The sequence below is a fragment of the Mesorhizobium sp. M7D.F.Ca.US.005.01.1.1 genome (assembly GCF_003952545.1).
Lineage (GTDB): Bacteria > Pseudomonadota > Alphaproteobacteria > Rhizobiales > Rhizobiaceae > Mesorhizobium > Mesorhizobium loti.
Window position 1 is genome coordinate 3,742,679 of the sequence record NZ_CP034453.1, and the last position, 25,693, is coordinate 3,768,371.

Genomic DNA, 25,693 nt, shown 5'->3' on the forward strand with positions numbered 1-25,693 from the left:
TACAGTCCGTTTCTTCGCCGATACCATTGCTTCGGGAGGAATCGAAGCGGTGCGCCGGGGGTCGCATTGCCGGCATGAACAACCAGCTTTGAGGCCTTTTTGTCGATGACCACCCAGATTTCCCCAGACCGCGATGCGCGTGTCCCAGACCGCGATTCGCGCATCGCCGATCGCGACACGCGTATCGATGTGTTCCGCGCTCTCGCTCTGCTGACCATCTATGTCGACCACGTACCGGGTACCGCCTTCGAGTATCTGACGTACAAGAATTTCGGCTTTTCAGACGCGGCGGAAGTCTTCGTGCTGATCTCCGGCATCTCGGTCGCGCTCGCCTATGGCAAGAAATTCCAGCCTGGAAACCGGTTGTTGGCGACGTTGAAGATGTGGCGCCGCGCTGGTGTGCTCTATGCCGCCCACATCGTCACCACCATGGTGGTGATGGCGATCTTCTGCGCCGCGGCGGTGTTTGCCAGGCGACCGGAGCTTTTGACGATGATCAACCTCGAGCCGTTGATCAAGAATACGCCACAAGTGCTGATCGGCATCGTGACGCTCGGCCACCAGCTCGGCTATAACAACATCCTGCCGGTCTATGCCGTGCTGCTCCTGCTGGCGCCGGTCTTTCTGCTCTTCGTCAGCTACCGGCCATTGCCGGCGCTTGCCGCATCCGGCGCGCTGTGGCTGGTCGCTGGGATCTACCAGATTGCTCCGCCCAACTATCCCGAGCCTGGCTTCTGGTTTCTTAATCCACTGTCGTGGCAGTTCCTTTTCAATATCGGCCTGGCAGGCACGCTGCATGTGCGTCGCGGCGGTAGCATCCCGGTCAATCGCTGGCTGGTCGGCGCGGCTTTGGCCTACACCGCGACCGCTGTGGTCTGGGTGCATAGCCCGCTCTGGGGGCAGATCTCCTGGTTGGGTCTGCCTCCGGTGCTGACCGGCTTCGACAAGACGTTCCTGTCACTGCCAAGGCTGCTGCACATATTGGCGGTGAGCTACCTGATCGTGGCATTCCCCGCCATCTCGAACCTGTTTCGCACCGGGCGCGATCATCCGCTTGCCATATTGGGCAAACGATCGCTGCCGGTTTTCATTGCCGGCACTGTGCTCGCAATGGCGGCGCAGGTGCTGAAGCTGATCAATCCGGGCGGATTTGCCTATGACAGCCTGTTGATATCGGCCGGCATCGTCATGCAGTTCGCGGTCGCCTACTATCTCGAATGGCTTTCGGGCCTCGGCTGGTCCGGGAAAAGCAGGCCGGCTCACAATCCGGCACCGCCCGTCCATGCGTCCTTCGGCATGTCGTCGATGGCGACAAGAATGGGGCGTTGAGGCGTCAGGCGGCTCAGGCGGGCGAGGGGCCGGATGAAGCCCGCACCAAGAGGTCGACGGGCAGCGATTGCCGGCTGAACGAGCCGTCGTTTTCAAGGATCGCCTTGACGGCAAGGCGGCCCATCTCGGCGATCGGCTGGACGATTGTGGTCAGCGGCGGCTTGGAAACCGCTCCTTCCGGAACACCGTCGAAGCCGACGATCGAAACGTCGCCCGGTACCGCGATGTCACGCTGCCGCAGCCAGTCCAGTGCATGGAGTGCAATCCTGTCCGACATGGCCAGTATTGCGGTCGGCGTCTCGGCGCCGGCGAAAATATGGTCGAGGCCGGCCCACACGCTCTCCTCGTCGTTGACAGTTTCGTAGATCGGCACACGCGAGACATCGATGTCGAAGCGGGAGAGTTCGGCGAAGTAGCCACGCAGGCGGTCGCGCGTCCCGGAATAGAGGGCCTTCTCCACTTGCTCCTGCGTGGTGGGGCCGAAGCCGGAGTCCGCGACGGGCAAGGCAAGCACCGCAAAGCGACGATGCCCGAGCTCGGTCAGATGTCGGGCCGCCAGGCCGGCCCCGGCGATGTTGTCGACACCGATAGCGGCGACCGCCTCATCATCGTCTGAATCGAGATCGAGTGCCACAAAGGGCAGCTTGCGTTCACGCGCCAGTTCGACCAGCTTTGAACCGCCATCAACGCAGAAGACAATGAAGCCATCGACCAGCGCACTCTGGATGTTCCAGGCGAGCTGTTCGTTGTTGGCGGCGGAGACCAGCGAGATCCCCGCACCGGTCGCATCACAAGCCTGCGAGATGCTGGCCATCATCACCCGGGCGAAAGGGTCGTCGAAGAAGTAGGAAAGCGGCTCGGCCGTCGCGACACCGATGGCGTTGACCTTGCCGGCCCGCAGCAGCCGGCCCTTGGGGTCAGGTCCGCCATATCCCATAGCCTCGGCTGCCGCCTTGACCCGTTCTCGGACCTCCTCGCGCACGATCTCCGGGCGGGCGAATACGTTCGACGCGGTGCCGTGCGACACGCCGGCCGCTTTGGCAATGTCTGCCAGCCGGACCGGTCTTGTCTTTCCAGAGGCCAATAGCGCCATTTTTGTCTCCTCAATTCAGTCCATCTACCACTTTCGTTGGATCGGTTCAAATTTTGACTTGATCATGGGTTCGGTGCGGTGTATGTTTGAATCGATCCAATCCATATTTGATCTTTTGATTGGATCGATTCAATCCTTGGAAAGGGAGATGTGTCATGCACCCCGTCAACTTTCTGTTCGAAGACATTTATCGCAATGACTGGAGCATCTCGTCGAACACCACGACGCAGAAGCGCCGCGGCAAGGCCAGTCCATGGGTTCGCGAACTGCGGTTCCTTGTGGAGCGCAAGCGGAGCTGATCGGGGTCGTTTTTTCGCGCCCATCGATTGGATCGATTCAAGTACTGAAAGGAGTGCATGTCATGCATCCCGTGAGCTATCTGTTCGAAGACATCTATCGCAACTATTGGGGCATCGCGCCGGCCGAACGGCCGGAGGGGCGTCGATTGGCGAGGTTGCGGCGACGCAATCGCGAATCGCTTGTCCAGCCCGAGCGCCGGCAGGACTGACTGCTCCGCAAACGACGTTTGACGGGCGCAGGCTTGGTATCGGGCAGGGCGCCCAGAGGCGTCAGGAACGCGCGCGCACCAGCGCCGAGGCAGCGATCGTCAGCCAGCCGGCGATGAGCAGCGTGCCTCCGATCGGCGCCGACAGCGGGAACAGCCGTGAGCCGATAAAATCACGGGCCAGCAAATCGCCGCAGAACAGCAGAAGTCCAACCAGCAGCACCAGGCCGCCGATATGCAGCGTCCGGTTCGCGCCAAGCAATCCGGCGGCGAGGAAGACCGGCGCATGCATGATCAGGAAGGATGCGGCGGTGCCGACGAACGCGCCGCCCAGATGCGCCGCTGCGGCCGACAGCGCCACGCCGGCGGCGCCACAGAGGCCCCCGGCCAGGACGAGGATACGGCCGATGTTGCCGGAAGGTTGTTCGGCCGTGCTCATGCCGTGGCTCCGTGATCTCAGAGGGATACGCCTAACCCGTCAGGGCTTGCCGGGGTTGGCGAGCATGTCCTGCTCGCGGCGTGACTGCGCCAGCCAGTTATACACCGCGCCCCCGGCCATCAAGACGGATGTGCCCAGAAACACAGAACGCATGCCGAAATGGCCGCCGGCAAAGCCGCCCAGCAAGGGGCCGGCTACCTGCCCGACATATTGGGCGGAGATCGACAGCCCGAGCACGTTGCCGCCGACGCCATCAGGCACATTATGACGGATGACGCTGGTGATGCAGGGTAAGAGCCCGCCTAGCGCCAGACCCATCAGGAAGCGCAGGCCGATGAGTTGCCAGCTCTGCGTGACGAAGGCCTGCGGGATCAACAGCAGCGCCGAGACGGCAAGCGCGCCGATGATGACGTTCCAGTGGCCGACGCGGTCGGCGAGCTTGCCGAGACGCGAAGCCGACAGGATGGCGCCAAGGGCCGCCGCCGACATGACAACGCCTGATATCAGCGTGACGCCGCTCTGGTCTTCGATGAGCTGCTGCACATAGACGGTGATGATCGGCTCGATCGACATGGTGGCGAAACTCAACAGCATGCCAGTCGCCAGCATGGCGACAACAGGCCGCTTGTCGGGGATTTGTGCCCAGCCGCCTTTCGGCTTCTGCTTCGACGGGGCATCTGCTGTTTTAGGCCGGGGATTCTCCTTGATGAGAAAGGCGGTCGCCAAGAACGCCAGGAAGATGACACCGCCGGACAAGAGGAAGGTGGCGCGGATGCCGATCAGCGGCGGCAAGATACCGCCAACCAGTGGGCCGACCAATGCCCCAGCCGTGATGCCGGCAGACAGCAGGCCGAGCGCCCAGCCGGAACGCTCCTTCGGCGTCTGCATGGCGACGAGGATGGTCGATCCCGAGGAATAGCCGCCGGCAAAACCGATCAGCAGCCGCAGCAGCACCAGTTGCCAGACGGTCTGCACCATGCCGGTCAGCGACATGCATATGGCCATGCCGAAGCTGGCGCGAACCAGCATCACCTTGCGGCCGTAGCGGTCGCCGAGACGTCCCCAGAGCGGCGCCACCAGTGCCGCCGCAAAGAACGTCGCGCCATAGGCGATCCCCGACCATTGCACGATCGCCGCGTGGCCCTCGGCGCCGAGCTGCTCGATATAGAGCGGCAGGAATGGCAAAAGCAGCGTCATGGCGACAAGCGTCGAAAACGAACCGGCAAAGCACACGAACAGATTGCGCCGCCAGTGGATGTTGTAGGTGCTGTCGGTCGCCGGAGGCGTATTCTGCGGCATGTCATATGTCCTGTCCGAGCAACGCGGAGCTATGGGTTGCCGCGGATACCAATTTGGGATACCAAGATGGTGCCCCTCATGGACGCAAGCTTGGCCGCTGTCAATGTGGCCCTGTCAAACGTGAACGGGAACCGCGGCCGGCAAGCCGATCGCCGGCAAACGGCCCGAACCAGCAACGGCCAGACAATGGAACCGACAATGTCGCAGATGCAAAGCGTCGAAAAACAGCTTCGGCAGATGATCCTGGGCCTCGAGATCGGTCCCGGCGAGAAGCTGACGGAGCGCTGGATCGAAAGCCGCTTCGGTGCGTCGCGAACCCCGGTCAGGGCGGCACTTCTGCGGCTCGAGACCGAGGGCCTTGTCGGCAGGGAAGGACGTGGCTGGACGGTGTCGCCCATCAATCTGGCTGAACTCGAGCAGATCGCCGTCTACAGGGAGGCGGTCGAGGTTGCGGCACTTCGCTTGACATGCGCCTTGGCGGACCGGAGCGCCGTCGATGTCATCGAGGCGATGCTCGAGTCCTGCGACAACGACACGCCGCGCGAGGAATGGCATCGTGTCGGCATGGATTTTCACATCGAACTGGCGCGTCTGTCGGGCAACGAATTTCTGTTCCGGGCGGTTCGCGATGCCATGACGCGCCTGTCCCGGGCGCGCTGGCTGGAGGTGCGCGACGAAGCGGCCCTTGCTCGCGCCTGGGCCGAACATCGCGCCATTCTGGCAGCCGCACGTCTTGGCGATGCCGATGAAGCCGCGCGCCTGCTCTCAGTCCACATCGTCGGCAGCCGCGACCGGTTGGTGACGTCGCTCGCCAACGATCGGCGCGGTCTTCGCGCCAGAGGCTTTGCCGTCGTCGCCGCCTAGAGCGCAATTCCAGGAAAAGTGTGAAACGGTTTTCCGTCCGGAATTGCGTCAAGACAGGAAAAGTGTTTGCGTCCGGAATTGCTCCAAACGATCTGTGCAGGGCAGGGTATACGCCATGCAAAGGCGTCGTCTGGACGTATGCGCACTTTCGGCCTCGCTTCGCAGACGCCGATGGCGTAAGGAGCGGCGATGGAAAACAACCGATTTGAAACACCTGTGACTGTGAAGTCAGTCGCGGCGGGAAGCACTCAGCTCTTGCGTACGGCGCGTGAGGCTTCCGACTACCTCCTCAACAACTGGCCCGGCAAGCGCAGCCCCAAGCATCGCGCGGCGCTGCAGGCCTGCCATGACGCACTCGCCGGCGACAAGCCGGCGATGAACGCTAGGCGCGCCTTCATTGCGGCAGCGCGCGAAGTGGACGTCTTTGTCAGCGACAAGGCGCCCGCCTGATACAAGCCGGCCATCTGGGCGGCCATCTGGGTTGAGGCATGGCCCGCATCTGCGGGCCTTTTGCCGTCACTTTGCCGTTTCGGTTTCGCCTTCGGTCTCGTCCTCGGGCTTCGAACGTTCCCGCGCCGCAACCTTGGCTGCCAGCTTCTCGGCCTTCTTGGCTGCTTTCTGGCGGTCGCGTTCCTTGCGTTCCTGATCGTAATTTGGTGGTCGCGCCATATCGGCTCCTTTTCACTGCCTCGCGGCTCTGGTCCTGCCTAGGAGCATTAGCCGTCAAACACAACAGCTGAAGCGATAGTGCCCGGCGGTTCGTGGGGACGACGGTCCGGGACTTGCAAGATGCGCGGCACAATGGTGTAGGAGAACCGGGGCGCCAACAAACTGCGCAGCGATCCGCCCGCTTGTTTTGATCAAGTGAACTATGGCCACCATCCAACGAACGACGGCAAGGGTTTTCTACTATGCGCGCAACGTCTTGCGCGATATCGCACCGCAGGCACTCTTCCGTCGGCGGTTGGCGGGCCGTCTCGAACAGGCCAGGCTCTCGGATCAGGCGGTGCGGCGGCGGCTGAATTACTACAACAAGCTGCAGCATGTGTTTTCGCCCAGCCCGGCTGCGGTGCGTCTCGACGAGCTGCCCTCTACGCCGACTATGTACCACTACGACCTCAAGGAGTTTGCCCGTTATTTCGATCCGGCATTGCTCGTCGACGTCGAATTCGGCGACGTCATCGACGTGCCGAAGGTGCCGACGCTGGTCAAGGATCGGCCGATCCGCGCCGACGACGAAAATGCGGTCATCATGAAATTCAACAAGTTTAGGCACTTCTACATGCCGGCCGACGCAACTGCATTCGCCGACAAGCGCCCGGCCGTGGTCTGGCGCGGTGATCTCAACAATCCGAAACGGACAAGATTTCTCGACGCCGTGCGTGACTTGCCGTTTTGCGACGCCGGCTCGCACAAGCCGAACGCGCCGGCCGAGTACAGCAAGCCTTTTCTCAGCATCAGCCAACAGCAGCATAATCGCTACATCGTCTCACTCGAAGGCAACGACGTGGCGACCAACCTCAAATGGATCCTGAATTCGAATTCGCTCTGCCTGATGCCGTTGCCGACATACGAGACATGGTTTGCGGAAAAGCGACTCGAGGCCGGTGTCCACTATGTGCCGCTCGACCCGGATTTCGCCGATGTCACGGAGAAGGTGCGCTATTTCGAACACCACCCGGCCGAGGCGCAACGCATCATCGCCGCGGCCAATGCCTATTGCCGCCAATTCTCCAACGAGCAGGACGAGCAGGCTATCTCCCTGCTCGTCCTCTATAAATATTTTGTCCTCAGCGGTCAGATCAAGCCTGATCCTGAGGTCTGGCGTTTTATCCAGGGTTAGGACGTAGCGTGCCTCGGCGCCAAACCTGGCTCGTCAGATGCCGCTGCGGTCAAGAACCAGGTCGGCGGGGCCGAAGCGGTCCTTTGCCGTCAATTGCTGGTGCCAGTAGGGATATAGCAGCGGTGGCCGGCTGACCGCGTCGAGGCGGCTGCGTTCGTCGTCGGTGAGCACCAGGCTCGCAGCCGCGATATTGTCCCTGAACTGCGTTTCGGTCCTACCGCCGATCACCAGCGAGGAGACTGCGGGTCGGCCAAGCAGCCAGGCCAGTGCTACCTGCGCGGCCGACACGCCGCGCTGCGTGCCGATCTCGACCAGCACATCGACGATCCGCCACAGCCGGTCCTCGTCGCGGATCGGCGGTTCCGACCAGCCGGCGAGCTGACGGGCGGTGGGGCTGTCGCGGCGGTATTTGCCGGACAGCAATCCGCCGGCAAGCGGGCTCCAGACCAGGACGCCCAGCCCCTGGTCGACGGAAATCGGCAGCAATTCATACTCCGCCTCGCGCGCTTCCAGCGTGTAGTGGATCTGCTGGGTGACGAAGCGCGGCTGGTGATGGCTGTCGCTGATGCCAAGCGCCTTCATCACTTGCCAGCCAGAATAGTTGGAGCAGCCGACATAGCGGATCTTGCCCTGCGCAACCAAAGTATCGAGCGCTGCGATGGTTTCCTCCAGCGGCGTCACCCCATCCCATTCGTGCAGGAAGTAGATGTCGATGACGTCGGTCTTGAGCCGCTTCAGGCTCTTCTCGCATTCGCGGATCAGATGATGGCGCGACAAGCCTTCATCGTTCGGACCTTTGCCGATCCGCATCCGCGCCTTGGAGGCGATCAGCACGTCGCCCTTGCGCTTGCCGCCGAGCGCTTCACCGATGATCTCTTCCGAAATGCCGTTCGAATAGACATTGGCGGTGTCGATGACGTTGATGCCGGCATCGATGCAGAGATCGATCATCCGGCGCGCCTCGTCGAGGTCGGTCTTGCCGACCGCCGAAAACGCGCCGGCGCCGCCGAAAGTCATGGTGCCCATGGTCAGTGTCGAAACTTTCAGGCCGGAACGGCCGAGGGTGCGGTATTCCATGTCAGTCCTCGCGATTGCGTTGGGAAGGGGGCTGGGGAGGGGGCCCCGAATGTGGCCGCTATTTGTAGGACAATTTGGGCGACTTGTCTCCATGCCACGACGACGGATCGATCATGCCTCGCTGGATTGACAGCGGCGGTGATCACGCTCGGGCTGCAATAAAACCGTCATTGCCGGCCTATATTGAAGTCGGCTCAGGGTGTTGCCGTTCCGGGCCATAAGCCGGGAGTTTGCGACGCCGGACATGGATCGACAGAGCTTGCAAGCGGAGCAGCTGAGATGACCGAGCTAAAACAGAATTCTCCTGCCAAGGACTGGCTTGAAGCCGAGCTCGCCGACACGCTCGACGAGGACTATGAGCTCGAAATGTCGGAGCCGGCGCTGTCGATGGAGATCGCAAAGATCTACAAGAACGCGCATCCGCCTTCGATCGATCGCATGCAGTATTTTCGCGAGCTGATCACCCTACAGTCCGAATTGATCAAGCTGCAGTCCTGGGTCGCCTACCACAAGAAGAAGCTGGTGGTGATCTTCGAGGGGCGCGACTCGGCCGGCAAGGGTGGCGTCATCAAGCGCATCACCCAGCGGCTCAACCCGCGCATCTGCCGTGTCGTGGCACTACCGGCGCCGACCGAGCGTGAGAAGTCGCAATGGTATTTCCAGCGCTATGTGCCACATCTGCCGGCCGGCGGCGAGATCGTGCTGTTCGACCGCTCCTGGTACAACCGCTCCGGCGTCGAGCGGGTGATGGGCTTTGCCCAGCCCGATCAGGTGGAAGAGTTCTTCCGCGACGTGCCGGAGTTCGAGCGCATGTTGGTCCGCTCGGGCATCACCGTGGTCAAATACTGGTTCTCGATCACCGATGAGGAACAGCAGATGCGCTTCCTGATGCGCATCCACGATCCGATGAAGCAGTGGAAACTATCGCCGATGGACCTGCAGTCGCGCGTGCGCTGGGAGCAGTACACCAAGGCCAAGGAAGAGACCTTCGTGCGCACCAACATCCCGGAAGCCCCCTGGTTCATCGTCGAAGGCAACGACAAGAAGCGGGCGCGGTTGAACTGCATCGACCACCTGCTCAAGCAAATGCCCTATGAAGAGGTCCCGCACGAAGAGATCACGCTGCCGGAGCGCGTTTTCAATCCCGAATACGAACGTCAGACGCTGCCGCGCGAGCTCTACGTGCCGGAGAAGTACTGAGCGTCTTTACCCTCCCCGACGCGGGGAGGGTAAAGAACTACGCCCGCTTGATGATCACGTGCGTGGCGAGCGGCGTCGCCACCTGCTCGCTGCACTGATAGCCCAGCTTGAGCATGTCGAGGCCGCCAAAAAGGTTCTCGCCCGCGCCAAGCAGCACCGGCGCGATCGCCAGATGCATCTCGTCGATCAGCTTCTCCTGGAGATATTGCCGAATGGTGGCGACGCCGCCGCCCACCCGCACGTCCTTGCCGTCCGCCCCGGCTTTCGCCTGTTCAAGCGCCGAATGGATGCCGTCGGTGATGAAATAAAAGGTTGTGCCGCCCTCCATGACGATCGGTTCGCGCTTGTGGTGGGTCAGCACGAAAACCGGCACGTGGTATGGCGGGTTGTCGCCCCACCAGCCCTTCCAGCTGTCGTCAGGCCATTCGCCGCGGATCGGCCCGAACATGTTGCGGCCGAGGATCCAGGCGCCGACATTCTCGAAGCTGCGCGCCGCGAACGCCTCATTGGTATCGGTGGTGCCGCCATCCAGTCCGAGCACCATCTTGCGGAAGGTGCGGGTACCAAATACCCACTTGTGCAGGGATTCCCCGCCGACGCCGAGCGGATTTTGTAGGTTCTGATCGGGACCGGCGCCGTAGCCGTCGAGCGACAGGCTGAAAGCGTTGACACGAAGTTTGGACATGAGAGCCTCCTCGATAACCAGTTGTATTTTGCAATCGGTTATTTGTAGCAAGCTGCTTGCGAATTGCAAGCGGTATTTTTTAGGTACAAACGAGCCTCGAAGCGAATGGTCTAGCGACCCTCGCTCTGGTCTCCCGGCCGGACGTCGGAAATTGTCAGGGATGCCGAGGCGGATCGCCGGCATTTGCTCGCCGCGACCGATCATCGTCGGAAGAGAAGTTATCCCTTCAGCAGTTCCGCCACTTCGGGAGCGAAATAGGTCAAAATGCCGTCGCAGCCGGCGCGCTTGAAGGCGAGCAGCGATTCCAGCATCGCCTTCTCGCCATCGATCCAGCCATTGGCAGCGGCAGCCTTGATCATCGAATATTCGCCCGACACCTGGTAGGCGAAGGTCGGCATCTGGAACTCGTCCTTCAGCCGCCGGATGATGTCGAGATAGGGCAGGCCGGGCTTGACCATCAGCATGTCGGCGCCTTCGGCGATATCCTGCTCGGCCTCGCGCACCGCCTCGTCGGAATTGGCATGGTCGATGTAATAGGTCTTCTTGTCGCCCTTGAGCAGGCCGGCGGTGCCGACCGCCTCGCGATAGGGACCGTAGAAGGCCGAGGCGAACTTGGTCGCATAGGACATGATCGCCACATCCTGGAAACCATTGGCGTCGAGCGCGTCGCGGATGGCGCCGATGCGGCCATCCATCATGTCGGACGGCGCGATGATGTCAGCGCCGGCCGCCGCCTGGATGACGGCCGCGGCTGTCACCTGTTCCACCGTCTCGTCGTTGACGATGATGCCGTCGCGCAGGATGCCGTCATGGCCGTGGCTGGTGAACGGGTCGAGCGCGGCATCGGTGATGATGCCGATCTCCGGCACCGCGTCCTTGATCGCGCGAGTGGCGCGGTTGATGACGTTGTTTGGGTCGAGGATGTGCGAACCGGTCTGGTCGCGCAGCGAGATGTCGACATTGGGGAAGGTGGCGAGCGCGGGAATGCCGAGCTTTGCCGCGCGTTCGGCCTCCTTGACGGCGAGGTCGATCGACAGGCGGAAGACGCCGGGCATGGCGGCGATCGGCTCGCGGATATTCTTGCCGTCAACGACGAAGATCGGCCAGATCAGGTCGTCGACCGAGAGCCTGTTCTCTTGCACCAGACGGCGCGACCAGTCGGCCTTGCGCATGCGGCGCAAGCGGCGGCTGCCGGTGATGTCGTCGACGCTGCGCGCGCCGGCTGGCTTTGTCGGGGTGAATTTGTTCATCGCCAAAACTCCAGATCGGCGGCTTTTACCACGAGCCCTTGCCGCTGACCAATGCGACACGTTTGTGCCAGCAATCCGGTCGAGGCCTATTCGGGCTGCCCGTTGCCCGAAAGAATCTGCGTCGCGCCCTTGATAGCAACGCGGAAAGCCTCATCGAAGCTGACACCGCGCACGTGCCACATATAGGTCTTGCCCGCCATGGCCAGCCGCCAGTCGGCGATCCAGCCCAGCTCCTTGTCGCTCCAGACGAGGCTGCCGGAAAGCGCCTGGTCGGCGCCGGCCTTCTTCGCAATGGTATCGAGCTTTGTCATCTCGGTGTTACGAAGCGCCTGATCGGCCAATCCGGCCTGCGACAGCAGCGCCGCCGTGGGAAAAGCCACCTGCATGGCCAGCGGCGCGGCGGCATTGCCGAACGATTCGCGCATCAGCACGCCGCGCTCGTCGTCGGCATCGAGCGCGAAATGCCTTGTACCGCGCTCGGTCGCCAAAAACACCGCCAGCCGTGGCCGCTCGGCCAGCCACGGCCTGCTGCCGAGCAAAGCCAGCACCGGGTCGATGTCAGCCGGCCTGTACTGGCAATAAAGATTATGAGGCCGATCGTACGTGCCCTGATCGTCATGGTTGGGAATGCCTTCCATGCGGTCGCGGTAGCTGAAGCTGGCGACGAAGCTGCCGGCCTTGTCGCGCAGCGCCACCATCTCCGGTTTCGCCGGCAGGCGCTGATCGCCGGAAACCCGGATCAGAACCGCGTCGAGACAGCGCTTGAACCCGGCCTGGCGGTTTTTCTCGTACTTGCCGTTGACGATGGTCTGAGAGCTGTAGAGGTCCTCGAGGGAGGCCGCGACCGACGGATGGGTTGCCGCGCAAGCGACCATCAGTCCAATCAGCATCAGGACAGCGCGCAAAAGCTGCGACATGGCCCACCGTCCCCCGAAGCCGATCATCGCCGTGACGAACGGCTTTGTAGCATCGGCACCCGCGGCAGCCAAGACGCGCAAATATGACTATCGATTGGACGGCCACGCAAGGTCAGGCCCGGTCCTGAAGAACGATACGTTGTTGGTGAAAATGCTGGCTGGGGCAAGCCTGATCATGCGCCCATCCGGATGTTCGATCTGGGCTACGTTGTCGATGAACCACCCGTTCCAGTTTGGCTCGGGACCGAGATACTTATGGAGTAGCCGTTTGAAGCGGTCCGGCGACATTGGCTCCACGGTAGCGAGGCCGCGCAGCCCCAGATGCAGCAGGATGCCGGCATTGTTGTCGAAGTGAACAATTTCCACCGCGCAGCGCGGATCTCTTTCAATATGCTTTACCGCGCTTGCCTCCGTCGAACCGAGAAGCCAGAGCGCTCCTGCCTCCCAGATGAACCACATCGGCGCATTGCGCGGTGCGCCGTCCGCTGTAACGGTCGCCAGATTCGCCATCAGCGGTCGACCCAGAACATCTTCCGGGTCGAATTTTCGCGGCATCGCTAAATCGAATTCTGGCGCTCCGGGAACAAGGATCATGTGGTCGCCCTTGAGTTGACGGCCTCAGAGATCGGTTAGCCGTGCCTTAGCTGACGATTTTGCACCCATTTGGCCGGCGCGCAAAGACTGCCTCTTTCCGCTCCCGAAATCCAAACGGGCACCTGACCGGCGGGCTTGACGCATCCTCACGCCACGCTAGGTCCGCACGGGTTGACCGAAGGAGCGAGCGATGGTTTTCATCTGGTTCGTCTATGCCGCATGGCTCCTGCTGATTGTCTATCTGACCGTTTCGGCCATCGGCGTGAAACGGGATACCGAGGAGCACATGCCACAGCGCCTGGGCCTGATGGTGGCGATGATTGTTGCTTTCCTGCTTCCGCATCTGTCGACATTCCGTTTCGTCAACTTCGCTCCCGTAAACGCTGCCTTGAGCAGCATTGGTGTCATGGTAACCGCTGCCGGAATGGCCTTCCTGGTCTGGGCGCGGCAAAGCCTGGGCAGCAATTGGAGCCAGATCGTCTCCGCAAAGCAGGGGCATGAACTCGTGACGTCGGGCCCTTACCGCTATGTGCGCCATCCCATGTACAGCGGTGGCCTGGTCGCATGCATCGGTTCGGCGATCGTGGCGGGCGACGGCTTCGTCTTTTTGCTGATACTGCTGGGTTCGATCTTTCTGTGGCGTGTCGGCGCGGAAGACAGGCTCCTGGCACAGCAATTTCCCGCTGAATTCCCCGGCTATGCCCGTCGGACGAAGGCGTTGATCCCGTTCGTGTGGTAGCAGTTTTCAACCGAATGGCGCTTTCCATCACGGGCTACGACAATTGACGTTCGCCCGGTCGCCGCTTAGCACTTCAGTCCCGCCGGCGCGGGGGAGGGATTCTTTCACGATGGATTTTGGCGGAGGCGACGAGATTCGCTTCGAACATCTGGGTCGGGCCGGCATCGTCACCTTGACGCGGCCGCAGGCGCTCAATGCCTTGACGCACCGCATGATCAGGGCGCTCGACGCTGCTCTTTGCGCCTGGGAGACTGATCAAGGCATCGACGTCATCGTCGTCAAGGCCGAGGGCAGGGCCTTTTCGGCCGGCGGCGACATCCTGCATGTCTACGAGACCGGCCGGGCTGGAAAACCGCCGGTCGAGTTCTTCGCCGACGAATACCGGCTCAATGCCCGCATCAACAGCTCTAGGAAACCCTACGTCGCCCTGATCGACGGCATCGTCATGGGCGGTGGCGTCGGCATTTCCTTCCACGGCTCGCATCGGGTGATGACCGAGAATGCCCAGTTCGCCATGCCGGAGGTCGGCATCGGCTTTTTCCCCGATGTCGGCGGCAGCCACCTGCTGCCTGATCTCGGCGGCTCCTTCGGCATGTATCTGGCGCTGACCGGCAATCGCATCCGCTATGGCGACGCCCTGTGGTCGGGCCTGGCCACCCACACCATCAAGGCCGAGGACCAGGGCGGCTTCCTCGACCGGCTGACGCTGACCGGCGACCCGGAATCGGTGCTGCGCGGTTTCTTCATCCAGGCAAGGCGAGAGACCGACAGGCCGACGCTGGAGGCGATATCGAGCCATTTTTCGCAACCGTCCCTGAAACGCGTCATCGACAGCCTGGAGCGGGCAGCAGGCGCCGACGAATTCGCGGCAAAGACGCTGGCGACAATCCTCACCCGCTCGCCCACCAGCCTGCGCGTCGCCTGGCGTCAGATCAGCGCCGGGCTGACCCTGTCCATGGAAGCATGCATGAAGATGGAGTTCCGCATCCTCAACCGGATGCTGGCCGGCCATGATTTCTACGAAGGCATTCGCGCCGCCATCATCGACAAGGGCTCGAAGCCGCAGTGGCGGCCGGCGAGCCTCGGTGCGGTCAGCGATGCCGATGTCGACGCCTATTTCGCTCCGCTGGGCGAAAGGGAGCTCGAGCTGTGAGCGAAGTGACCTCCCGACGTGTCGTGCTGCAGCCCTCCGGGGTGGAGGTGATCTTCGCCTGGTTCCAGCGCGTCATATCGGGCTACTGCCTGCTGTTCGGCATTCTCTACTGGATCAAGCTGATCGGCTTTTATCCGGGCTCGCTGTGGCGTTTCGACCTGATGCCCGTGCATTGGCAGGTGGCGGCCGTGGTGCTCGCCGTGTTCTTTCCCTTCGCCGCTGCCGGCCTGTGGATGCTGGCGTCCTGGGGGCCGGTGATCTGGTTCATTTGCGCGGTGACCGAGACCGTCATGTATGCCGGCTTTCCCGAGCTTTTCGGCCACCGTATGCTGATTGTCGTCTCGCATGCCGCGGTGGCGGTGCTCTACATCGTCTTCCGCGTCGTCATCTACCTGCAGAAGCGCCCTGTCCGCCACTAAGTCCTTGAGCACATTGGCGACCTGGCTTCTGCCTCGATTCGGCCCCTCAATTGTTGCCGAAATCTTTAGGTTAATTATCCTTGCTCGGGTGACCGTTCGTTAAGCCTCTTTCGAAACCTGTTACCGGTAAGCTCTTGTTAGCCCTAGCGTTTAAGTCGAATTTTATGAGTATTCGATAGTGTCGCGATCAAGGTGAAAAACAAAAAATCACCAGGGCGACAAACGAGAGGCAAAGACAATGATCAATTCGCGTCCGGCGGCGAAGACCGCCAACGTATCCGACGATCGCCGCGAGGCTATCCGTTCCCTGTACATGGAATCGCTGCAGCTTGTTGAGCGGCTGCACCGCCGCCTGCTTGATGTGATCAAGGACGAATTCGACCGCAACGGCCGTTCCGACATCAATGCCATCCAGGCGCTGCTGCTGTTCAACATCGGCAATTCCGAGCTGACCGCCGGCGAACTGCGCTCGCGTGGCTACTATCTCGGCTCGAACGTGTCCTACAATCTGAAGAAGCTGGTCGATCTCGGCTTCATCAACCACCAGCGCTCGCGCATCGACCGCCGTTCGGTCCGCGTCTCGCTGACGCCGAAGGGCAACGAGGTGGCCGAGGTCGTCGCCGGCCTTTACGAGCGTCATGTCGGCTCGATCGAACAGGTCGGCGGCATCAACACCGACGAGTTCAAGCAGATGAACCGCGCCCTGCAGCGGCTCGATCGCTTCTGGAACGATACCATCGCCTACCGGATGTAAGGCGCAGCATCAGATCCGGCCCGCGCCACAGAAGCGCGGCCGAAATGTCGACCTTCAGTCAGGGCCGGTGCCGAAAGGCATCGGCCTTTTCTTTTGGCGGCCGTCGTCTCGGCTACGGCTTCAGCGGGCAGAATTTCTCGTGAAAAAACGCAAGCGCCTGTTCGGCCTGGCGCGGCTCGCCGAAGAACGGGCCGATTGCTTCTGGCTCCCTGGTCGGATCGCAACTGCCTTCGGTGTTGGTCGCGCAACTCTTGGTCAACCCCTTGAGCGAGATGGTGGCCGGCGGATTGTCGAAGCCAATGGCCGTAACGGCACTCAAGTCCAGCGTGTAGGCCAGGCGATAATAGGGTTCGCCGTCCTCCTCGAACTGCTGCTCGGCCTTGTAGGTGCAGTCGCTGAGCTTCGTCACCGTGAACCTTAGCGTTTCCATCTTGTCGCCGACCTCGTTGGGGCCGGTGCTGGTAAAGACCGCTGGCGATCGGGAAACCTGTTTGAAGGGTTGGTCGGTCTGCTGCCCGTATCTGGGGATCGCACCCTGTTCGAGGCCATGCACGAAATAGGCGACCATCTCCTCCGGCGTCGGTGGGCTGCCGTTCGGGCCTCCGGCCAAGGCTAATGTCGCGATGACTGCAATGGCACCAGGCATGGCCTCGTTCCTCGCGTTGGGCGAGCTGTCACTGTACTATCAGGGGCTTGTGGCTCATCGGCAAAAATTGTGGTCGGCAATCGCCGATCGATACCAAAAAAGCACGGACCGTTCTTTTCGGAAAGCCGGCCGGGCGGATTTGGGCGCAAGGCCACGTTGCCGCCATATTCCAATGGAACCGAGGATGCCGGTGATGCTGTGGTGAAGGCCGTGCGTTCACCCGGAACCCGTATCGTGCCTCGAGCGTTTGTGGCCAAGCTGACACGGACAATGGTTGGCTAATTGTTAAGATTGCCAATTCTAGAGTGCGGGCAAGATCGCCCCATAACCGAATGCAGTAGATCGAACGCTACAAGAATGTCTGGAACGTCCATGAAAACCAGCCGCCGTTTTTTCCTTTCCGGAGCCTCCGCGCTCGCAGCCGCAGTGGTCGCAGGCGGCGCCAATGCGCAGGATGTGATCGGTGATATCCTGAAATCCTCGGCGCGCGGCAATTGGGACGACCAGTTCGACGCCCGCGCCAGCGAGGGCGGCAAGGTGGCCTCGACGCTGCCGATCTTCAGCCCACAGACCGTCGCTTTCACCGAACAGGCGGTCGCGCAATATCAGAACATTGCCGGGCAGGGCGGTTGGGTAGAGGTTCCCGCGACCAAGAAACTGCAGCTCGGCGTCGATGATCCTGATGTGGTGCCGTTGCGCAAGCGGCTGATGGTTTCTGGCGACCTGTCGCAGAGCGCCGGCATTTCGACAGCTTTCGACTCCTACGTCGACTCGGCGGTCAAGCGCTTCCAGTTGCGTCACGGCCTGCCTGCCGACGGCTCGATGGGCAAATACACCTACGCGGCGATGAATGTCTCGGCGCAAATCCGGCTTGGCCAGTTGCAGACCAATCTGCAGCGGCTGCGCGAGAAGGCCGGCACGCTGGGCAGTCGCTACGTGCTGGTCGACATTCCGGCGGCGCAGGTCGAAGCGGTCGAGAACGACCGCGTCGTGCTTCGCCATACTGCGATTGTCGGCAAGATCGATCGCCAGACGCCGATCGTCAATTCCAAGATCAACGAGATCATCGTCAATCCGTACTGGAATGCGCCGGTCTCGATCGTGCGCAAGGACATCATTCCGCTGATGCGGAAGAATCCCGATTATCTGAAGGACAGCCATATCCGCCTGTTCGCGCCGGACGGCAGCGAAGTCGATCCGCTCAATGTCGACTGGTCGACCGACGACGCCGCCAAGTATCGCTTCCGCCAGGATCCGGGCGCGGGCAATGCGATGGCGTCGGTTAAGATCAATTTCCCGAGCCCCGACGGCGTCTATATGCACGATACCCCCAGCAGAGCCTGTTTGGCAAGATGATGCGCTTCGATTCCTCGGGCTGCGTGCGCGTGCAGAATGTGCGCGACCTCGTCACCTGGATCCTGCGCGACACGCCGGGCTGGGACCGTCAGCATTTCGAGGCGGCGATCAAGACCGGCGAAAACACGCCGATCCAGATTACCAACCCCGTGCCGGTCCACTTCCTCTATCTTTCGGCCTGGTCTACGGCCCCAGGCGTCGTGCAGTTCCGCGACGACGTCTACGCGCTCGACGGCAACAACGAGCTGCAGATCACGTCATCGCTTTAAGTGACTGATTTTTTTATAAAAAGGCCGCCGCTCAGGGCGGCCTTTTCGTTGCTCGGGTGCCGCTGTGTTTCTCGCGGGAGGGGCGGCTGGACAGATCGGCCGGCTTTGCGCATGGTCGGCGGGAAAGTCTGGAACCGGACCATGGAAGTCGCTGTTCATTCTGGCCGTACGCGTCCTCGTCGCCGTGTCCGGCGCGCTGGTGCGTCTGGCGCGCGAGGCCTTGCTGAAGATCGCAAGGCGAGGAAATAGCGACCTGCTGGCTTCGCTGGCGCAATCCGGCCAGCAAATTTCGCGCGGCAAACGTGGCGGGGCGAAAACAACTGTGTTAATGGCGCGGCGAACCTTCGCAGCCCCCGAACCCCGAGGATTTCAGGCCATGGCAACAGCAGCGGCAGTGTCGAACAAATTCGAATCCTTCTTCGAAACCACGCTGGCTGACGCCGATCCGGAGATTTTCGGCGCCATCCGCAACGAACTCGGTCGTCAGCGTCACGAGATCGAGCTGATCGCCTCGGAAAACATTGTTTCCCGCGCCGTGCTTGAAGCGCAAGGCTCGATCATGACCAACAAATACGCCGAGGGCTATCCGGGCAAGCGTTACTATGGCGGCTGCCAGTTCGTCGACGTGGCCGAGGAACTGGCCATCGAGCGGGCAAAGAAGCTGTTCGGCTGCAACTTCGCCAACGTCCAGCCGAATTCCGGCAGCCAGATGAATCAGGCGGTGTTCCTGGCGCTCTTGCAGCCAGGCGATACTTTCATGGGCCTCGACCTCAATTCCGGCGGCCATCTGACCCACGGTTCGCCGGTCAACATGAGTGGCAAATGGTTCAAGGTCGTCTCCTATGGCGTGCGCCAGGACGACCATCTGCTCGACATGGACGCCATCGAGAAGACCGCGCATGAGACCAAGCCGAAGCTGATCCTGGCCGGCGGCACCGCCTATTCGCGCGTCTGGGACTGGAAGCGTTTTCGCGAGATCGCCGATGCGGTCGGCGCCTACCTGATGGTCGACATGGCGCACATCGCCGGCCTGGTCGCCGGCGGCGTGCATCCGTCACCGCTGCCGCACGCCCATGTCGTGACCACCACGACGCACAAGTCGTTGCGCGGCCCGCGCGGCGGCATGATCCTGTGCAATGACGAGGACATCGCCAAGAAGATGAACTCGGCGGTGTTCCCCGGCTTGCAGGGCGGTCCACTGATGCATGTCATCGCCGCCAAGGCGGTGGCTTTCGGCGAAGCGCTGAAGCCGAGCTTCAAGGTCTACGCCGAGAGCGTCGCCGCCAACGCCAAGGCGCTTGCCTCAAGTCTCAAGGAAACCGGGCTCGACATCGTCTCCGGCGGCACCGACAACCATTTGATGCTGGTCGACCTCAGGCCCAAGAATGCCACCGGCAAGCGCGCCGAGGCAGCGCTGGGCCGCGCCAACATCACCTGCAACAAGAACGGCATCCCGTTCGATCCGGAAAAGCCTTTCGTCACCTCGGGCGTGCGTCTCGGCACCCCGGCCGGCACCACGCGCGGCTTTGGCCAGGCCGAATTCCGCGAGATCGGCAAGCTGATCGCCGAAGTGCTGGATGGTCTCAAGGTCGCCAATTCCGACGAGGGCAATGCCGCTGTCGAAGCCGCGGTCAAGGCCAAGGTCGTGGCGCTGACCGATCGTTTCCCGCTCTATCCCTATCTCGGCTGAGGCGATAGGAGGTCTTACCGCCTGCTGCGACGACAAGCGTCTCAGCAGGCCGGGCGACCGGCAGGAGCCTTGATGATGCGACTATTTCGGCTCGCCGACCTTGGCGCCGTAGGCGTTCTGGCCGCTTTGATGGCCTTGCCGCTCCCCGACGTCGCCTTGGCGCAGACCGCCCCTGCTCAAGCCGCGCCCGCGCAACCCGCCCCTGCCCAGGTCGCACCCGCGGCACCGGCCCAGGCGGCACCCAAGCTCGAAACCTTTGGCAGGTGGTCAACCCTGGTCGACGAGGTCGACACCGGTGAGGATCTGCGCAAGACCTGCGCGGCCTCGACCGCCTTTATCGGCGCCGGTGGCGTGCCTGGTACCCTGACGCTCGTCATCACGAACGGCGATGCCCTGCCGCCGGATGCCTACCCGTCCATAACCATCGCTGTTGACAACAAGGATCTGCCGGCCGGCAAGTCCGTCGCCGCCACTTTCGGCGACGACAAGGGCCGCGTCGCCGCAAAGCTCCATTCCGATGGCGCGGTCAACGGCCGGCTCAGCTGGACCGTGGACAATCAGGCCAAGACCAGCCTGGCGCTCTTGCGCGTCATGCGCCGGGCATCGGCGCTTGACGTCTCTTTCGGCGATGCGCCGGTTGGAAGCATATCCATGGACGGCTTCACCAAGGCCTATCGCAGTCTCGGCGCATCGTGCGGGTTTCCGACCGCCGACGTCGCCCCCTGACGACATCGGCACGCAGTCTGGCTGCTTGGCGAGGCTGGCAATCTTGCATGCGCCTCGCTATCTCTGTGGCTGAGAGGCGAGGGGTTGGTGGCGATACTTTGCCATCGTTGCAAAAACCTCTAAGCCTTTCGCTTCACCAGATTCGCCAACCAAAGGCTACTCCATGCGCTGTCCCTATTGCCAGTCAGAAGATACGCAGGTGAAGGATTCGCGCCCCGCCGAGGATGGCGCGGCGATCCGCCGACGGCGCGTCTGCCCCGATTGCGGCGGCCGCTTCACCACCTTCGAGCGTGTGCAGTTGCGCGACCTTGTCGTGGTCAAGAAATCGGGCCGCAAAGTGCCGTTCGACCGCGACAAGCTGTTGCGCTCGGTGGAGATCGCCGTGCGCAAGCGCAATGTCGATCCCGAGCGCATCGATCGCGCGGTGACCGGCATCGTGCGCCAGCTCGAAAGCTCCGGCGAGACCGAAGTGGCCTCCGGCGAGGTCGGCCGACTGGTCATGGAAGCGTTGAAATCGCTCGACGATGTCGCCTATGTCCGCTTCGCCTCGGTTTACCGCAATTTTCGCGAGGCCAAGGATTTCCACGAATTGCTGGGCGAGCTCAAGGGGGACGAAATCAAGGGTGAAGAGGAAGCCAGCTGAGCATGACTGCAAGCGAACAGGCCGCCCTTGATCGCCGCTTCATGGCGGCGGCACTCAGACTGTCGCGAAAAAATGCCGGGCGCACCGCGACCAACCCGTCTGTCGGCACGCTGATCGTGCGCGATGACGGCAATGGCCCGATGATCGTCGGCACCGGCGTCACCGCTGTCGGCGGCCGCCCGCATGCCGAGACCGAGGCCCTGGCCGAGGCTGGCGCGCTCGCGCGCGGCGCCACCGCTTACGTCACTCTCGAACCTTGCGCCCATCATGGCCGCACGCCGCCTTGCGCCAATGCGCTGGTCAATGCCGGTGTCGCGCGCGTCGTCGGCGCCGCCAGCGATCCCGATTCGCGCGTGTCCGGCAAGGGCTACGCAATCCTGCGTGCCGCCGGTGTCGAGGTGGTCGAGAAGGTGTTGGCGGCGGAAGCCGCCGAGCAGATGGCCGGCTATTTGATTCGATCGCTGAGAAAACGCCCCGAAGTGATTCTCAAGCTTGCGCTTTCCAGCGACGGCAAGATCGGCTGGGAAGGCGGGGGACAGGTGTCGATCACCGGCGATATTGCGCGCCGCGAAGTATACCTGATGCGGGCCGAGGCCGACGGCATATTGGTTGGTATCGGCACAGCCCTTGAGGATGATCCGGCCCTGACGGTGCGCTTGCCGGGGCTGGAGAACCGTTCGCCGGCGCGCATCGTGCTCGACCGCCAGATCAGGTTGCCGGAGGCCTCGAAACTGGTTTCGGGCGTTGACCGGGTGCCACTCTATGTCGCCGCTTGCCTTGAGGCCGATCCGTTGCGGCGAGCAGCAATCGAACGCGCCGGTGTGCGCTTCATCGGTACTGAAACGCATGAGGGCGGCGTCGCGCTGCCGGAACTGCTCGAGGATCTGGCAGCGCTTGGCATGGCCAGTGTTCTGGTCGAGGGCGGCGCCAAGGTGGCGAGCGCTTTCCTGGCCGATGGGCTGGTCGACCGCATCGTGCTGTTCGAGGGGCCGGAAGCGATTGGCAATGGCGGCATTGCATCGCCGATCGACGCTGACCATATCCCGGCAGGATTTCGCAAGCTGCGCGAGATGCGCTTTGGCGAAGACAGCTACGCCGAGTGGATAAGAGACCTTTAGGATCAACACCGATGTTTACCGGAATTGTCACCGATGTCGGCACTGTCGCTTCCGTCAAGCCGCTCAGGGAAGGGGTGGGTTTGCGCATCGACACCGCCTATGACCCACAGACCATCGCCATCGGCGCCTCGATCTCCTGTGGCGGCGTTTGCCTGACAGTGACGGCCTTGCCCGACAGCGGCTCGAACGCGCGCTGGTTCGAGGTCGAGGCCTGGGAAGAGGCGCTCAGGCTGACGACGGCGATGGGCTGGAAGTCAGGCACGCGGATCAATCTGGAGCGGGCGCTGAAGATCGGCGACGAACTCGGCGGCCACATCGTTTCGGGTCATGTCGACGGTATGGCGGAGATCGTCGAGCGCAAGGATGAGGGCGACGCGGTGCGTTTTACTCTCGAAGCACCGCGCGAGCTGGCGAAGTTCATTGCGCCAAAAGGCTCGGTCGCACTCGACGGCACCTCGCTCACCGTCAACAAGGTCGAAGCCACGCGTTTCGACGTGCTACTGATCCACCATTCGCTGACCGTGACCACCTGGGGCGAGCGCAAGGTCGGCGACCGCGTCAATCTCGAGATCGACACCATGGCCCGCTACGCGGCGCGTCTCGTGGAGGCAGAGAAAGAGGGGCTTTGATGGTCAAGAATAGACGGATCTCGGCTGAACAAGAAGAAGAACTCCGGCGCCTGACACTCGAAGCGCTGGCCGATGTGGACGCCGGTCGTGTGATCGATCATCAGACCGTACAGACCTGGGTTGATAACCTCGACAGCCATCTCAAGAACGAGGTTAGTGAACCTGAATAGGTTGGCAAACCGGGCGCGTGCAACATCTTCGCTTGCGGTCAACCCGGCTTCGGCCTAAGTCACCGGCGATCCCCGGAGACTTTTATGGCTGGCACATCCCAACACGGCAAAGCCTTCATTCGTCCGAAGACGAAGGCGCATCTGCTCATTGTCGAAGCGCGCTTTCATGACGATCTTGCCGACACGCTGCTCGAAGGCGCGACAAGCGCGCTCGATGAAGCGGGCGCGACTTACGACGTCGTCACCGTTCCAGGTTCGCTCGAGATTCCCGCGGTGATTACCTTCGCGCTGGACGGGGCGACGGAGGGCGGCACACATTATGACGGCTTTGTTGCGCTCGGCACCATCATCCGCGGCGACACCTATCATTTCGACATTGTCGCCAATGAATCCAGCCGCGCGCTCATGGACCTGAGCGTGCAGGACTCGGTCTGCATCGGTAACGGCATCCTGACCACCGAGAATGACGCCCAGGCCTGGACTCGCGCCAAGCGCTCGGAGGGCGACAAGGGTGGCTTTGCCGCGCGTGCGGCGCTGACCATGATCGCCCTCAAGGAACAATTGGGAGCGCGATCGTGAGCGAACCCGCTTCGCCCGGCCAGCCGGCAGTGCGCCACGCCAACAAGCGCGGCGCTGCCCGTCTGGCCGCCGTGCAGGCGCTCTACCAGATGGATGTCGCCGGCAGCGGCGTCTTCGAGATCACCGCCGAATACGAAGCCTTTCGTCTCGGCAAGGAAGTCGACGGCGCGCTCTACCGCGAGGCCGATGCGCAATGGTTTCGCGCCATCCTGGCGGGTGTCGTCGAGAACCAGAAGACCATCGATCCCATCATCCGCCAGGCGCTGACCGAGGACTGGCCGCTGTCGCGGCTCGATTCGACGCTGCGCGGCATTCTGCGCGCCGGCGTCTACGAGCTGATGAAACGCGAGGATGTTCCCGTCGCGGTTATCGTCTCCGAATATGTCGACATCGCCAAGGCTTTCTACGAGGAAGATGAGCCGAAGCTGGTCAATGCCGTTCTCGACCGTGTGTCACGCCGGGTGCGTGGCGAGGGGCGCGGCAAGGACGCATCATGACGGCAATCGCCGTCGAGGCCGGCAGGGAGGCTCGCCGCACCGCTTTGATCCTCGCCGCCTCGCAGGCGATCATCGGCTCGGCGGCCCCCATCGCCATCTCCATGGGGGCGCTGGCCGGGCAATATCTGCTTGGCCCCGACAAATCACTGGCGACGGCGCCGATCACCGGCTTCAACATCGGCGTGGCGCTTGGCGCGTTGCCCGCGGCGGCCATCATCCGCAGCATGGGCCAGCGCGGCGGCTTCATGACCGGAACAATCGTCACCGCGCTTGGCGGCCTCGTCGCCACGCTTGCGCTCTTCCAAAGCAGCTTCTGGCTGTTTGCCTTTGGCTTGCTCACGATCGGTGTCGGCGGCGCCTTCGTCCAGCAGTTCCGCTTCGCCGCCGCCGACAACGCACCGCCGGAGTTCAAGGCGCGCGCCATCTCTTTCGTGCTGGCCGGTGGTATCATCACCGCCATCCTCGGGCCGCAGATCGTCATCTTCACACGCGAATTGTTGGCGCCGGTGATGTTTGCCGGTTCGTTCGTCTCCATCCTGCCGTTGGCCGCGGTCGGCGCCATCATCCTGTCGTTCCTGCGGCTGCCGGCGAAAGCATCCGGCAAGGTGGAGATCGCCGCCAGCGACGCCAGGCCATTGGCCGAAATCGTCACGCAGCCGCGCTTCGTCGCCGCACTTTTCTGCGCGGTCGGCAGCTACGCGCTGATGAGCTTCGTCATGACCGGCGCACCGCTGGCCATGGTCGGTTGCGGACTGTCGGAGGATGACGCGACGCTCGGCATCTCCTGGCACGTCATGGCGATGTTCGCGCCAAGCTTCTTCACCGGCTCGCTGATCCATCGCTTCGGCGCCGAACGCATTGTGGCCCTCGGCCTAGTCCTGCTCATCGGCTGCGCCATTGTCGCTCTGTCGGGCCTGGCGCTCTGGCAATTCTGGACATCGCTGATCCTGCTCGGCCTTGGCTGGAATTTCGGCTTCATCGGCGCGACGGCGATGGTGGCGGCCAGCTACCGGCCGTCGGAAAAGGGCAAGGTGCAAGGCTTCCACGATTTCGTCCTGTTCGGCTCCGTCGCCTGCGCCTCGCTGATGTCGGGCATGGTCTACAACGCCTGGGGTTGGGAGATGCTGAACTGGATGGTATTCCCGGTTGCTGTGCTCTGTTTCGTGGCGCTAGGCGCGCTGAAGGTGACGAGCGCGCACCCGGTTTGACG

General features: G+C 62.4%; 30 protein-coding genes and 1 pseudogene. 21 read left to right on the plus strand and 10 right to left on the minus strand.

Annotated features, from left to right (window positions below):
• Positions 1-105 precede the first annotated feature (105 nt).
• A complete protein-coding gene (locus tag EJ076_RS17815) occupies positions 106-1,329 on the plus strand; it encodes an OpgC family protein (RefSeq protein ID WP_126068771.1) in 1,224 nt (407 codons plus the stop codon).
• A 13-nt stretch (positions 1,330-1,342) separates the two neighbouring features.
• Here EJ076_RS17815 and EJ076_RS17820 read toward each other — a convergent pair whose 3' ends face one another.
• Positions 1,343-2,422: a substrate-binding domain-containing protein gene (locus tag EJ076_RS17820; RefSeq protein WP_109668573.1), complete on the minus strand. Its 1,080-nt coding sequence runs from the start codon at positions 2,420-2,422 to the stop codon at positions 1,343-1,345.
• Positions 2,423-2,577: 155 nt separating this feature from the next.
• On the opposite strand from EJ076_RS17820, the gene EJ076_RS17825 reads away from it, so the two are divergent.
• Both EJ076_RS17825 and EJ076_RS17830 read left to right on the plus strand, forming a co-directional pair.
• Positions 2,578-2,721, plus strand: a complete 144-nt coding sequence (locus EJ076_RS17825) for a hypothetical protein (protein ID WP_126068772.1) — start codon at positions 2,578-2,580, stop codon at positions 2,719-2,721.
• A gap of 62 nt (positions 2,722-2,783) precedes the next feature.
• Positions 2,784-2,930, plus strand: a complete 147-nt coding sequence (locus tag EJ076_RS17830) for a hypothetical protein (protein WP_082525713.1) — start codon at positions 2,784-2,786, stop codon at positions 2,928-2,930.
• Between the two features lie 61 nt (positions 2,931-2,991).
• Here the strand turns inward: EJ076_RS17830 and EJ076_RS17835 are convergent, their stop codons facing one another.
• Both EJ076_RS17835 and EJ076_RS17840 read right to left on the minus strand, forming a co-directional pair.
• Positions 2,992-3,366: a DUF423 domain-containing protein gene (locus tag EJ076_RS17835; RefSeq protein WP_126068773.1), complete on the minus strand. Its 375-nt coding sequence runs from the start codon at positions 3,364-3,366 to the stop codon at positions 2,992-2,994.
• Between the two features lie 39 nt (positions 3,367-3,405).
• On the minus strand, positions 3,406-4,665 hold the full coding sequence (locus EJ076_RS17840) for a multidrug efflux MFS transporter (RefSeq protein WP_126068774.1): 1,260 nt from the start codon (positions 4,663-4,665) through the stop codon (positions 3,406-3,408).
• Positions 4,666-4,863: 198 nt separating this feature from the next.
• On the opposite strand from EJ076_RS17840, the gene EJ076_RS17845 reads away from it, so the two are divergent.
• Entirely contained in the window at positions 4,864-5,529 is a 666-nt protein-coding gene (locus EJ076_RS17845; RefSeq protein WP_126068775.1) for a GntR family transcriptional regulator, read from the plus strand.
• Positions 5,530-5,745: 216 nt separating this feature from the next.
• Entirely contained in the window at positions 5,746-5,979 is a 234-nt protein-coding gene (locus tag EJ076_RS17850) for a DUF982 domain-containing protein (RefSeq protein ID WP_245462826.1), read from the plus strand.
• Positions 5,980-6,045: 66 nt separating this feature from the next.
• On the opposite strand, the gene EJ076_RS17855 is transcribed toward EJ076_RS17850, so the two are convergent.
• Entirely contained in the window at positions 6,046-6,198 is a 153-nt protein-coding gene (locus EJ076_RS17855) for a hypothetical protein (protein ID WP_081738829.1), read from the minus strand.
• A 202-nt stretch (positions 6,199-6,400) separates the two neighbouring features.
• Between EJ076_RS17855 and EJ076_RS17860 the strand changes: the two genes are divergently transcribed.
• Positions 6,401-7,372 (plus strand): glycosyl transferase family 90, encoded by a 972-nt coding sequence (locus EJ076_RS17860; protein ID WP_126068776.1) that lies wholly within the window; start codon positions 6,401-6,403, stop codon positions 7,370-7,372.
• A gap of 33 nt (positions 7,373-7,405) precedes the next feature.
• On the opposite strand, the gene EJ076_RS17865 is transcribed toward EJ076_RS17860, so the two are convergent.
• Complete coding sequence (locus EJ076_RS17865; protein WP_126068777.1) at positions 7,406-8,449, minus strand: aldo/keto reductase; 1,044 nt, start codon at positions 8,447-8,449, stop codon at positions 7,406-7,408.
• A gap of 279 nt (positions 8,450-8,728) precedes the next feature.
• Here EJ076_RS17865 and ppk2 point away from each other — a divergent pair, with 279 nt between their 5' ends.
• Positions 8,729-9,649: a polyphosphate kinase 2 gene (gene ppk2, locus EJ076_RS17870; protein ID WP_056594030.1), complete on the plus strand. Its 921-nt coding sequence runs from the start codon at positions 8,729-8,731 to the stop codon at positions 9,647-9,649.
• 37 nt (positions 9,650-9,686) lie between these two features.
• On the opposite strand, the gene EJ076_RS17875 is transcribed toward ppk2, so the two are convergent.
• The 4 genes from EJ076_RS17875 to EJ076_RS17890 all read right to left on the minus strand — a co-directional run bounded on the left by EJ076_RS17875 (position 9,687) and on the right by EJ076_RS17890 (position 13,095).
• Positions 9,687-10,334 (minus strand): dihydrofolate reductase family protein, encoded by a 648-nt coding sequence (locus EJ076_RS17875; RefSeq protein WP_126068778.1) that lies wholly within the window; start codon positions 10,332-10,334, stop codon positions 9,687-9,689.
• A 218-nt stretch (positions 10,335-10,552) separates the two neighbouring features.
• Entirely contained in the window at positions 10,553-11,584 is a 1,032-nt protein-coding gene (gene hemB / locus EJ076_RS17880) for a porphobilinogen synthase (RefSeq protein WP_126068779.1), read from the minus strand.
• Positions 11,585-11,670: 86 nt separating this feature from the next.
• The gene (locus EJ076_RS17885; RefSeq protein ID WP_126068780.1) at positions 11,671-12,501 is read right to left on the minus strand and encodes a DUF2066 domain-containing protein; all 831 of its coding nucleotides are present in this window, start codon (positions 12,499-12,501) and stop codon (positions 11,671-11,673) included.
• A gap of 87 nt (positions 12,502-12,588) precedes the next feature.
• The gene (locus EJ076_RS17890; RefSeq protein ID WP_245462827.1) at positions 12,589-13,095 is read right to left on the minus strand and encodes a pyridoxamine 5'-phosphate oxidase family protein; all 507 of its coding nucleotides are present in this window, start codon (positions 13,093-13,095) and stop codon (positions 12,589-12,591) included.
• Positions 13,096-13,285: 190 nt separating this feature from the next.
• Between EJ076_RS17890 and EJ076_RS17895 the strand changes: the two genes are divergently transcribed.
• The 4 genes from EJ076_RS17895 to EJ076_RS17910 all read left to right on the plus strand — a co-directional run bounded on the left by EJ076_RS17895 (position 13,286) and on the right by EJ076_RS17910 (position 16,160).
• On the plus strand, positions 13,286-13,834 hold the full coding sequence (locus EJ076_RS17895) for an isoprenylcysteine carboxylmethyltransferase family protein (RefSeq protein ID WP_126068781.1): 549 nt from the start codon (positions 13,286-13,288) through the stop codon (positions 13,832-13,834).
• Positions 13,835-13,943: 109 nt separating this feature from the next.
• Positions 13,944-14,987, plus strand: coding sequence for an enoyl-CoA hydratase/isomerase family protein (locus EJ076_RS17900; RefSeq protein WP_126068782.1), 1,044 nt, complete (start codon positions 13,944-13,946; stop codon positions 14,985-14,987).
• Positions 14,984-15,406 (plus strand): DUF6163 family protein, encoded by a 423-nt coding sequence (locus EJ076_RS17905; RefSeq protein ID WP_109668597.1) that lies wholly within the window; start codon positions 14,984-14,986, stop codon positions 15,404-15,406. The genes EJ076_RS17900 and EJ076_RS17905 overlap by 4 nt, the downstream gene beginning before the upstream one ends.
• Before the next feature lie 238 nt (positions 15,407-15,644).
• Entirely contained in the window at positions 15,645-16,160 is a 516-nt protein-coding gene (locus EJ076_RS17910) for a winged helix DNA-binding protein (protein ID WP_008875359.1), read from the plus strand.
• A 112-nt stretch (positions 16,161-16,272) separates the two neighbouring features.
• Here the strand turns inward: EJ076_RS17910 and EJ076_RS17915 are convergent, their stop codons facing one another.
• Positions 16,273-16,806, minus strand: coding sequence for a hypothetical protein (locus EJ076_RS17915; protein ID WP_126068783.1), 534 nt, complete (start codon positions 16,804-16,806; stop codon positions 16,273-16,275).
• Between the two features lie 372 nt (positions 16,807-17,178).
• Here EJ076_RS17915 and EJ076_RS17920 point away from each other — a divergent pair.
• The 10 genes and pseudogenes from EJ076_RS17920 to EJ076_RS17965 all read left to right on the plus strand — a co-directional run bounded on the left by EJ076_RS17920 (position 17,179) and on the right by EJ076_RS17965 (position 25,691).
• Positions 17,179-18,431, plus strand: a pseudogene (locus EJ076_RS17920) (L,D-transpeptidase family protein).
• Between the two features lie 376 nt (positions 18,432-18,807).
• Positions 18,808-20,121, plus strand: a complete 1,314-nt coding sequence (gene glyA, locus EJ076_RS17925) for a serine hydroxymethyltransferase (RefSeq protein WP_013532252.1) — start codon at positions 18,808-18,810, stop codon at positions 20,119-20,121.
• A gap of 72 nt (positions 20,122-20,193) precedes the next feature.
• Complete coding sequence (locus EJ076_RS17930; protein ID WP_126068784.1) at positions 20,194-20,847, plus strand: hypothetical protein; 654 nt, start codon at positions 20,194-20,196, stop codon at positions 20,845-20,847.
• Positions 20,848-21,010: 163 nt separating this feature from the next.
• Positions 21,011-21,490: a transcriptional regulator NrdR gene (nrdR, locus tag EJ076_RS17935; protein WP_023810227.1), complete on the plus strand. Its 480-nt coding sequence runs from the start codon at positions 21,011-21,013 to the stop codon at positions 21,488-21,490.
• 2 nt (positions 21,491-21,492) lie between these two features.
• Positions 21,493-22,608, plus strand: a complete 1,116-nt coding sequence (ribD, locus tag EJ076_RS17940; protein WP_126068785.1) for a bifunctional diaminohydroxyphosphoribosylaminopyrimidine deaminase/5-amino-6-(5-phosphoribosylamino)uracil reductase RibD — start codon at positions 21,493-21,495, stop codon at positions 22,606-22,608.
• Positions 22,609-22,619: 11 nt separating this feature from the next.
• A complete protein-coding gene (locus EJ076_RS17945; protein WP_126068786.1) occupies positions 22,620-23,237 on the plus strand; it encodes a riboflavin synthase in 618 nt (205 codons plus the stop codon).
• The gene (locus EJ076_RS36155) at positions 23,237-23,407 is read left to right on the plus strand and encodes a hypothetical protein (protein WP_348639797.1); all 171 of its coding nucleotides are present in this window, start codon (positions 23,237-23,239) and stop codon (positions 23,405-23,407) included. The genes EJ076_RS17945 and EJ076_RS36155 overlap by 1 nt, the downstream gene beginning before the upstream one ends.
• Before the next feature lie 84 nt (positions 23,408-23,491).
• Positions 23,492-23,986, plus strand: a complete 495-nt coding sequence (ribH, locus tag EJ076_RS17955; protein ID WP_109668609.1) for a 6,7-dimethyl-8-ribityllumazine synthase — start codon at positions 23,492-23,494, stop codon at positions 23,984-23,986.
• Complete coding sequence (gene nusB / locus EJ076_RS17960; protein ID WP_126068788.1) at positions 23,983-24,483, plus strand: transcription antitermination factor NusB; 501 nt, start codon at positions 23,983-23,985, stop codon at positions 24,481-24,483. The genes ribH and nusB overlap by 4 nt, the downstream gene beginning before the upstream one ends.
• Positions 24,480-25,691 carry an MFS transporter gene (locus EJ076_RS17965; protein WP_126068789.1) on the plus strand — a complete coding sequence of 404 codons (1,212 nt, stop codon included), beginning with the start codon at positions 24,480-24,482 and terminating at the stop codon, positions 25,689-25,691. The genes nusB and EJ076_RS17965 overlap by 4 nt, the downstream gene beginning before the upstream one ends.
• The last annotated feature ends 2 nt before the right edge of the window (positions 25,692-25,693 follow it).

Coding starts and splice junctions, on each gene's coding strand:
- EJ076_RS17945 (WP_126068786.1), top strand. CDS start 22,620: ATGTTTACCGGAATTGTCACCGATGTCGGCACTGTCGCTTCCGTCAAG.
- ribD (WP_126068785.1), top strand. CDS start 21,493: ATGACTGCAAGCGAACAGGCCGCCCTTGATCGCCGCTTCATGGCGGCG.
- EJ076_RS17895 (WP_126068781.1), top strand. CDS start 13,286: ATGGTTTTCATCTGGTTCGTCTATGCCGCATGGCTCCTGCTGATTGTC.
- EJ076_RS17830 (WP_082525713.1), top strand. CDS start 2,784: ATGCATCCCGTGAGCTATCTGTTCGAAGACATCTATCGCAACTATTGG.
- EJ076_RS36155 (WP_348639797.1), top strand. CDS start 23,237: ATGGTCAAGAATAGACGGATCTCGGCTGAACAAGAAGAAGAACTCCGG.
- EJ076_RS17890 (WP_245462827.1), bottom strand. CDS start 13,095: ATGATCCTTGTTCCCGGAGCGCCAGAATTCGATTTAGCGATGCCGCGA.
- EJ076_RS17855 (WP_081738829.1), bottom strand. CDS start 6,198: ATGGCGCGACCACCAAATTACGATCAGGAACGCAAGGAACGCGACCGC.
- ribH (WP_109668609.1), top strand. CDS start 23,492: ATGGCTGGCACATCCCAACACGGCAAAGCCTTCATTCGTCCGAAGACG.
- EJ076_RS17840 (WP_126068774.1), bottom strand. CDS start 4,665: ATGCCGCAGAATACGCCTCCGGCGACCGACAGCACCTACAACATCCAC.
- EJ076_RS17910 (WP_008875359.1), top strand. CDS start 15,645: ATGATCAATTCGCGTCCGGCGGCGAAGACCGCCAACGTATCCGACGAT.
- EJ076_RS17885 (WP_126068780.1), bottom strand. CDS start 12,501: ATGTCGCAGCTTTTGCGCGCTGTCCTGATGCTGATTGGACTGATGGTC.
- EJ076_RS17860 (WP_126068776.1), top strand. CDS start 6,401: ATGGCCACCATCCAACGAACGACGGCAAGGGTTTTCTACTATGCGCGC.
- EJ076_RS17915 (WP_126068783.1), bottom strand. CDS start 16,806: ATGCCTGGTGCCATTGCAGTCATCGCGACATTAGCCTTGGCCGGAGGC.
- EJ076_RS17865 (WP_126068777.1), bottom strand. CDS start 8,449: ATGGAATACCGCACCCTCGGCCGTTCCGGCCTGAAAGTTTCGACACTG.
- EJ076_RS17825 (WP_126068772.1), top strand. CDS start 2,578: ATGCACCCCGTCAACTTTCTGTTCGAAGACATTTATCGCAATGACTGG.
- EJ076_RS17965 (WP_126068789.1), top strand. CDS start 24,480: ATGACGGCAATCGCCGTCGAGGCCGGCAGGGAGGCTCGCCGCACCGCT.
- EJ076_RS17900 (WP_126068782.1), top strand. CDS start 13,944: ATGGATTTTGGCGGAGGCGACGAGATTCGCTTCGAACATCTGGGTCGG.
- EJ076_RS17820 (WP_109668573.1), bottom strand. CDS start 2,422: ATGGCGCTATTGGCCTCTGGAAAGACAAGACCGGTCCGGCTGGCAGAC.
- ppk2 (WP_056594030.1), top strand. CDS start 8,729: ATGACCGAGCTAAAACAGAATTCTCCTGCCAAGGACTGGCTTGAAGCC.
- EJ076_RS17815 (WP_126068771.1), top strand. CDS start 106: ATGACCACCCAGATTTCCCCAGACCGCGATGCGCGTGTCCCAGACCGC.
- EJ076_RS17875 (WP_126068778.1), bottom strand. CDS start 10,334: ATGTCCAAACTTCGTGTCAACGCTTTCAGCCTGTCGCTCGACGGCTAC.
- EJ076_RS17835 (WP_126068773.1), bottom strand. CDS start 3,366: ATGAGCACGGCCGAACAACCTTCCGGCAACATCGGCCGTATCCTCGTC.
- nrdR (WP_023810227.1), top strand. CDS start 21,011: ATGCGCTGTCCCTATTGCCAGTCAGAAGATACGCAGGTGAAGGATTCG.
- EJ076_RS17930 (WP_126068784.1), top strand. CDS start 20,194: ATGATGCGACTATTTCGGCTCGCCGACCTTGGCGCCGTAGGCGTTCTG.
- EJ076_RS17845 (WP_126068775.1), top strand. CDS start 4,864: ATGTCGCAGATGCAAAGCGTCGAAAAACAGCTTCGGCAGATGATCCTG.
- hemB (WP_126068779.1), bottom strand. CDS start 11,584: ATGAACAAATTCACCCCGACAAAGCCAGCCGGCGCGCGCAGCGTCGAC.
- glyA (WP_013532252.1), top strand. CDS start 18,808: ATGGCAACAGCAGCGGCAGTGTCGAACAAATTCGAATCCTTCTTCGAA.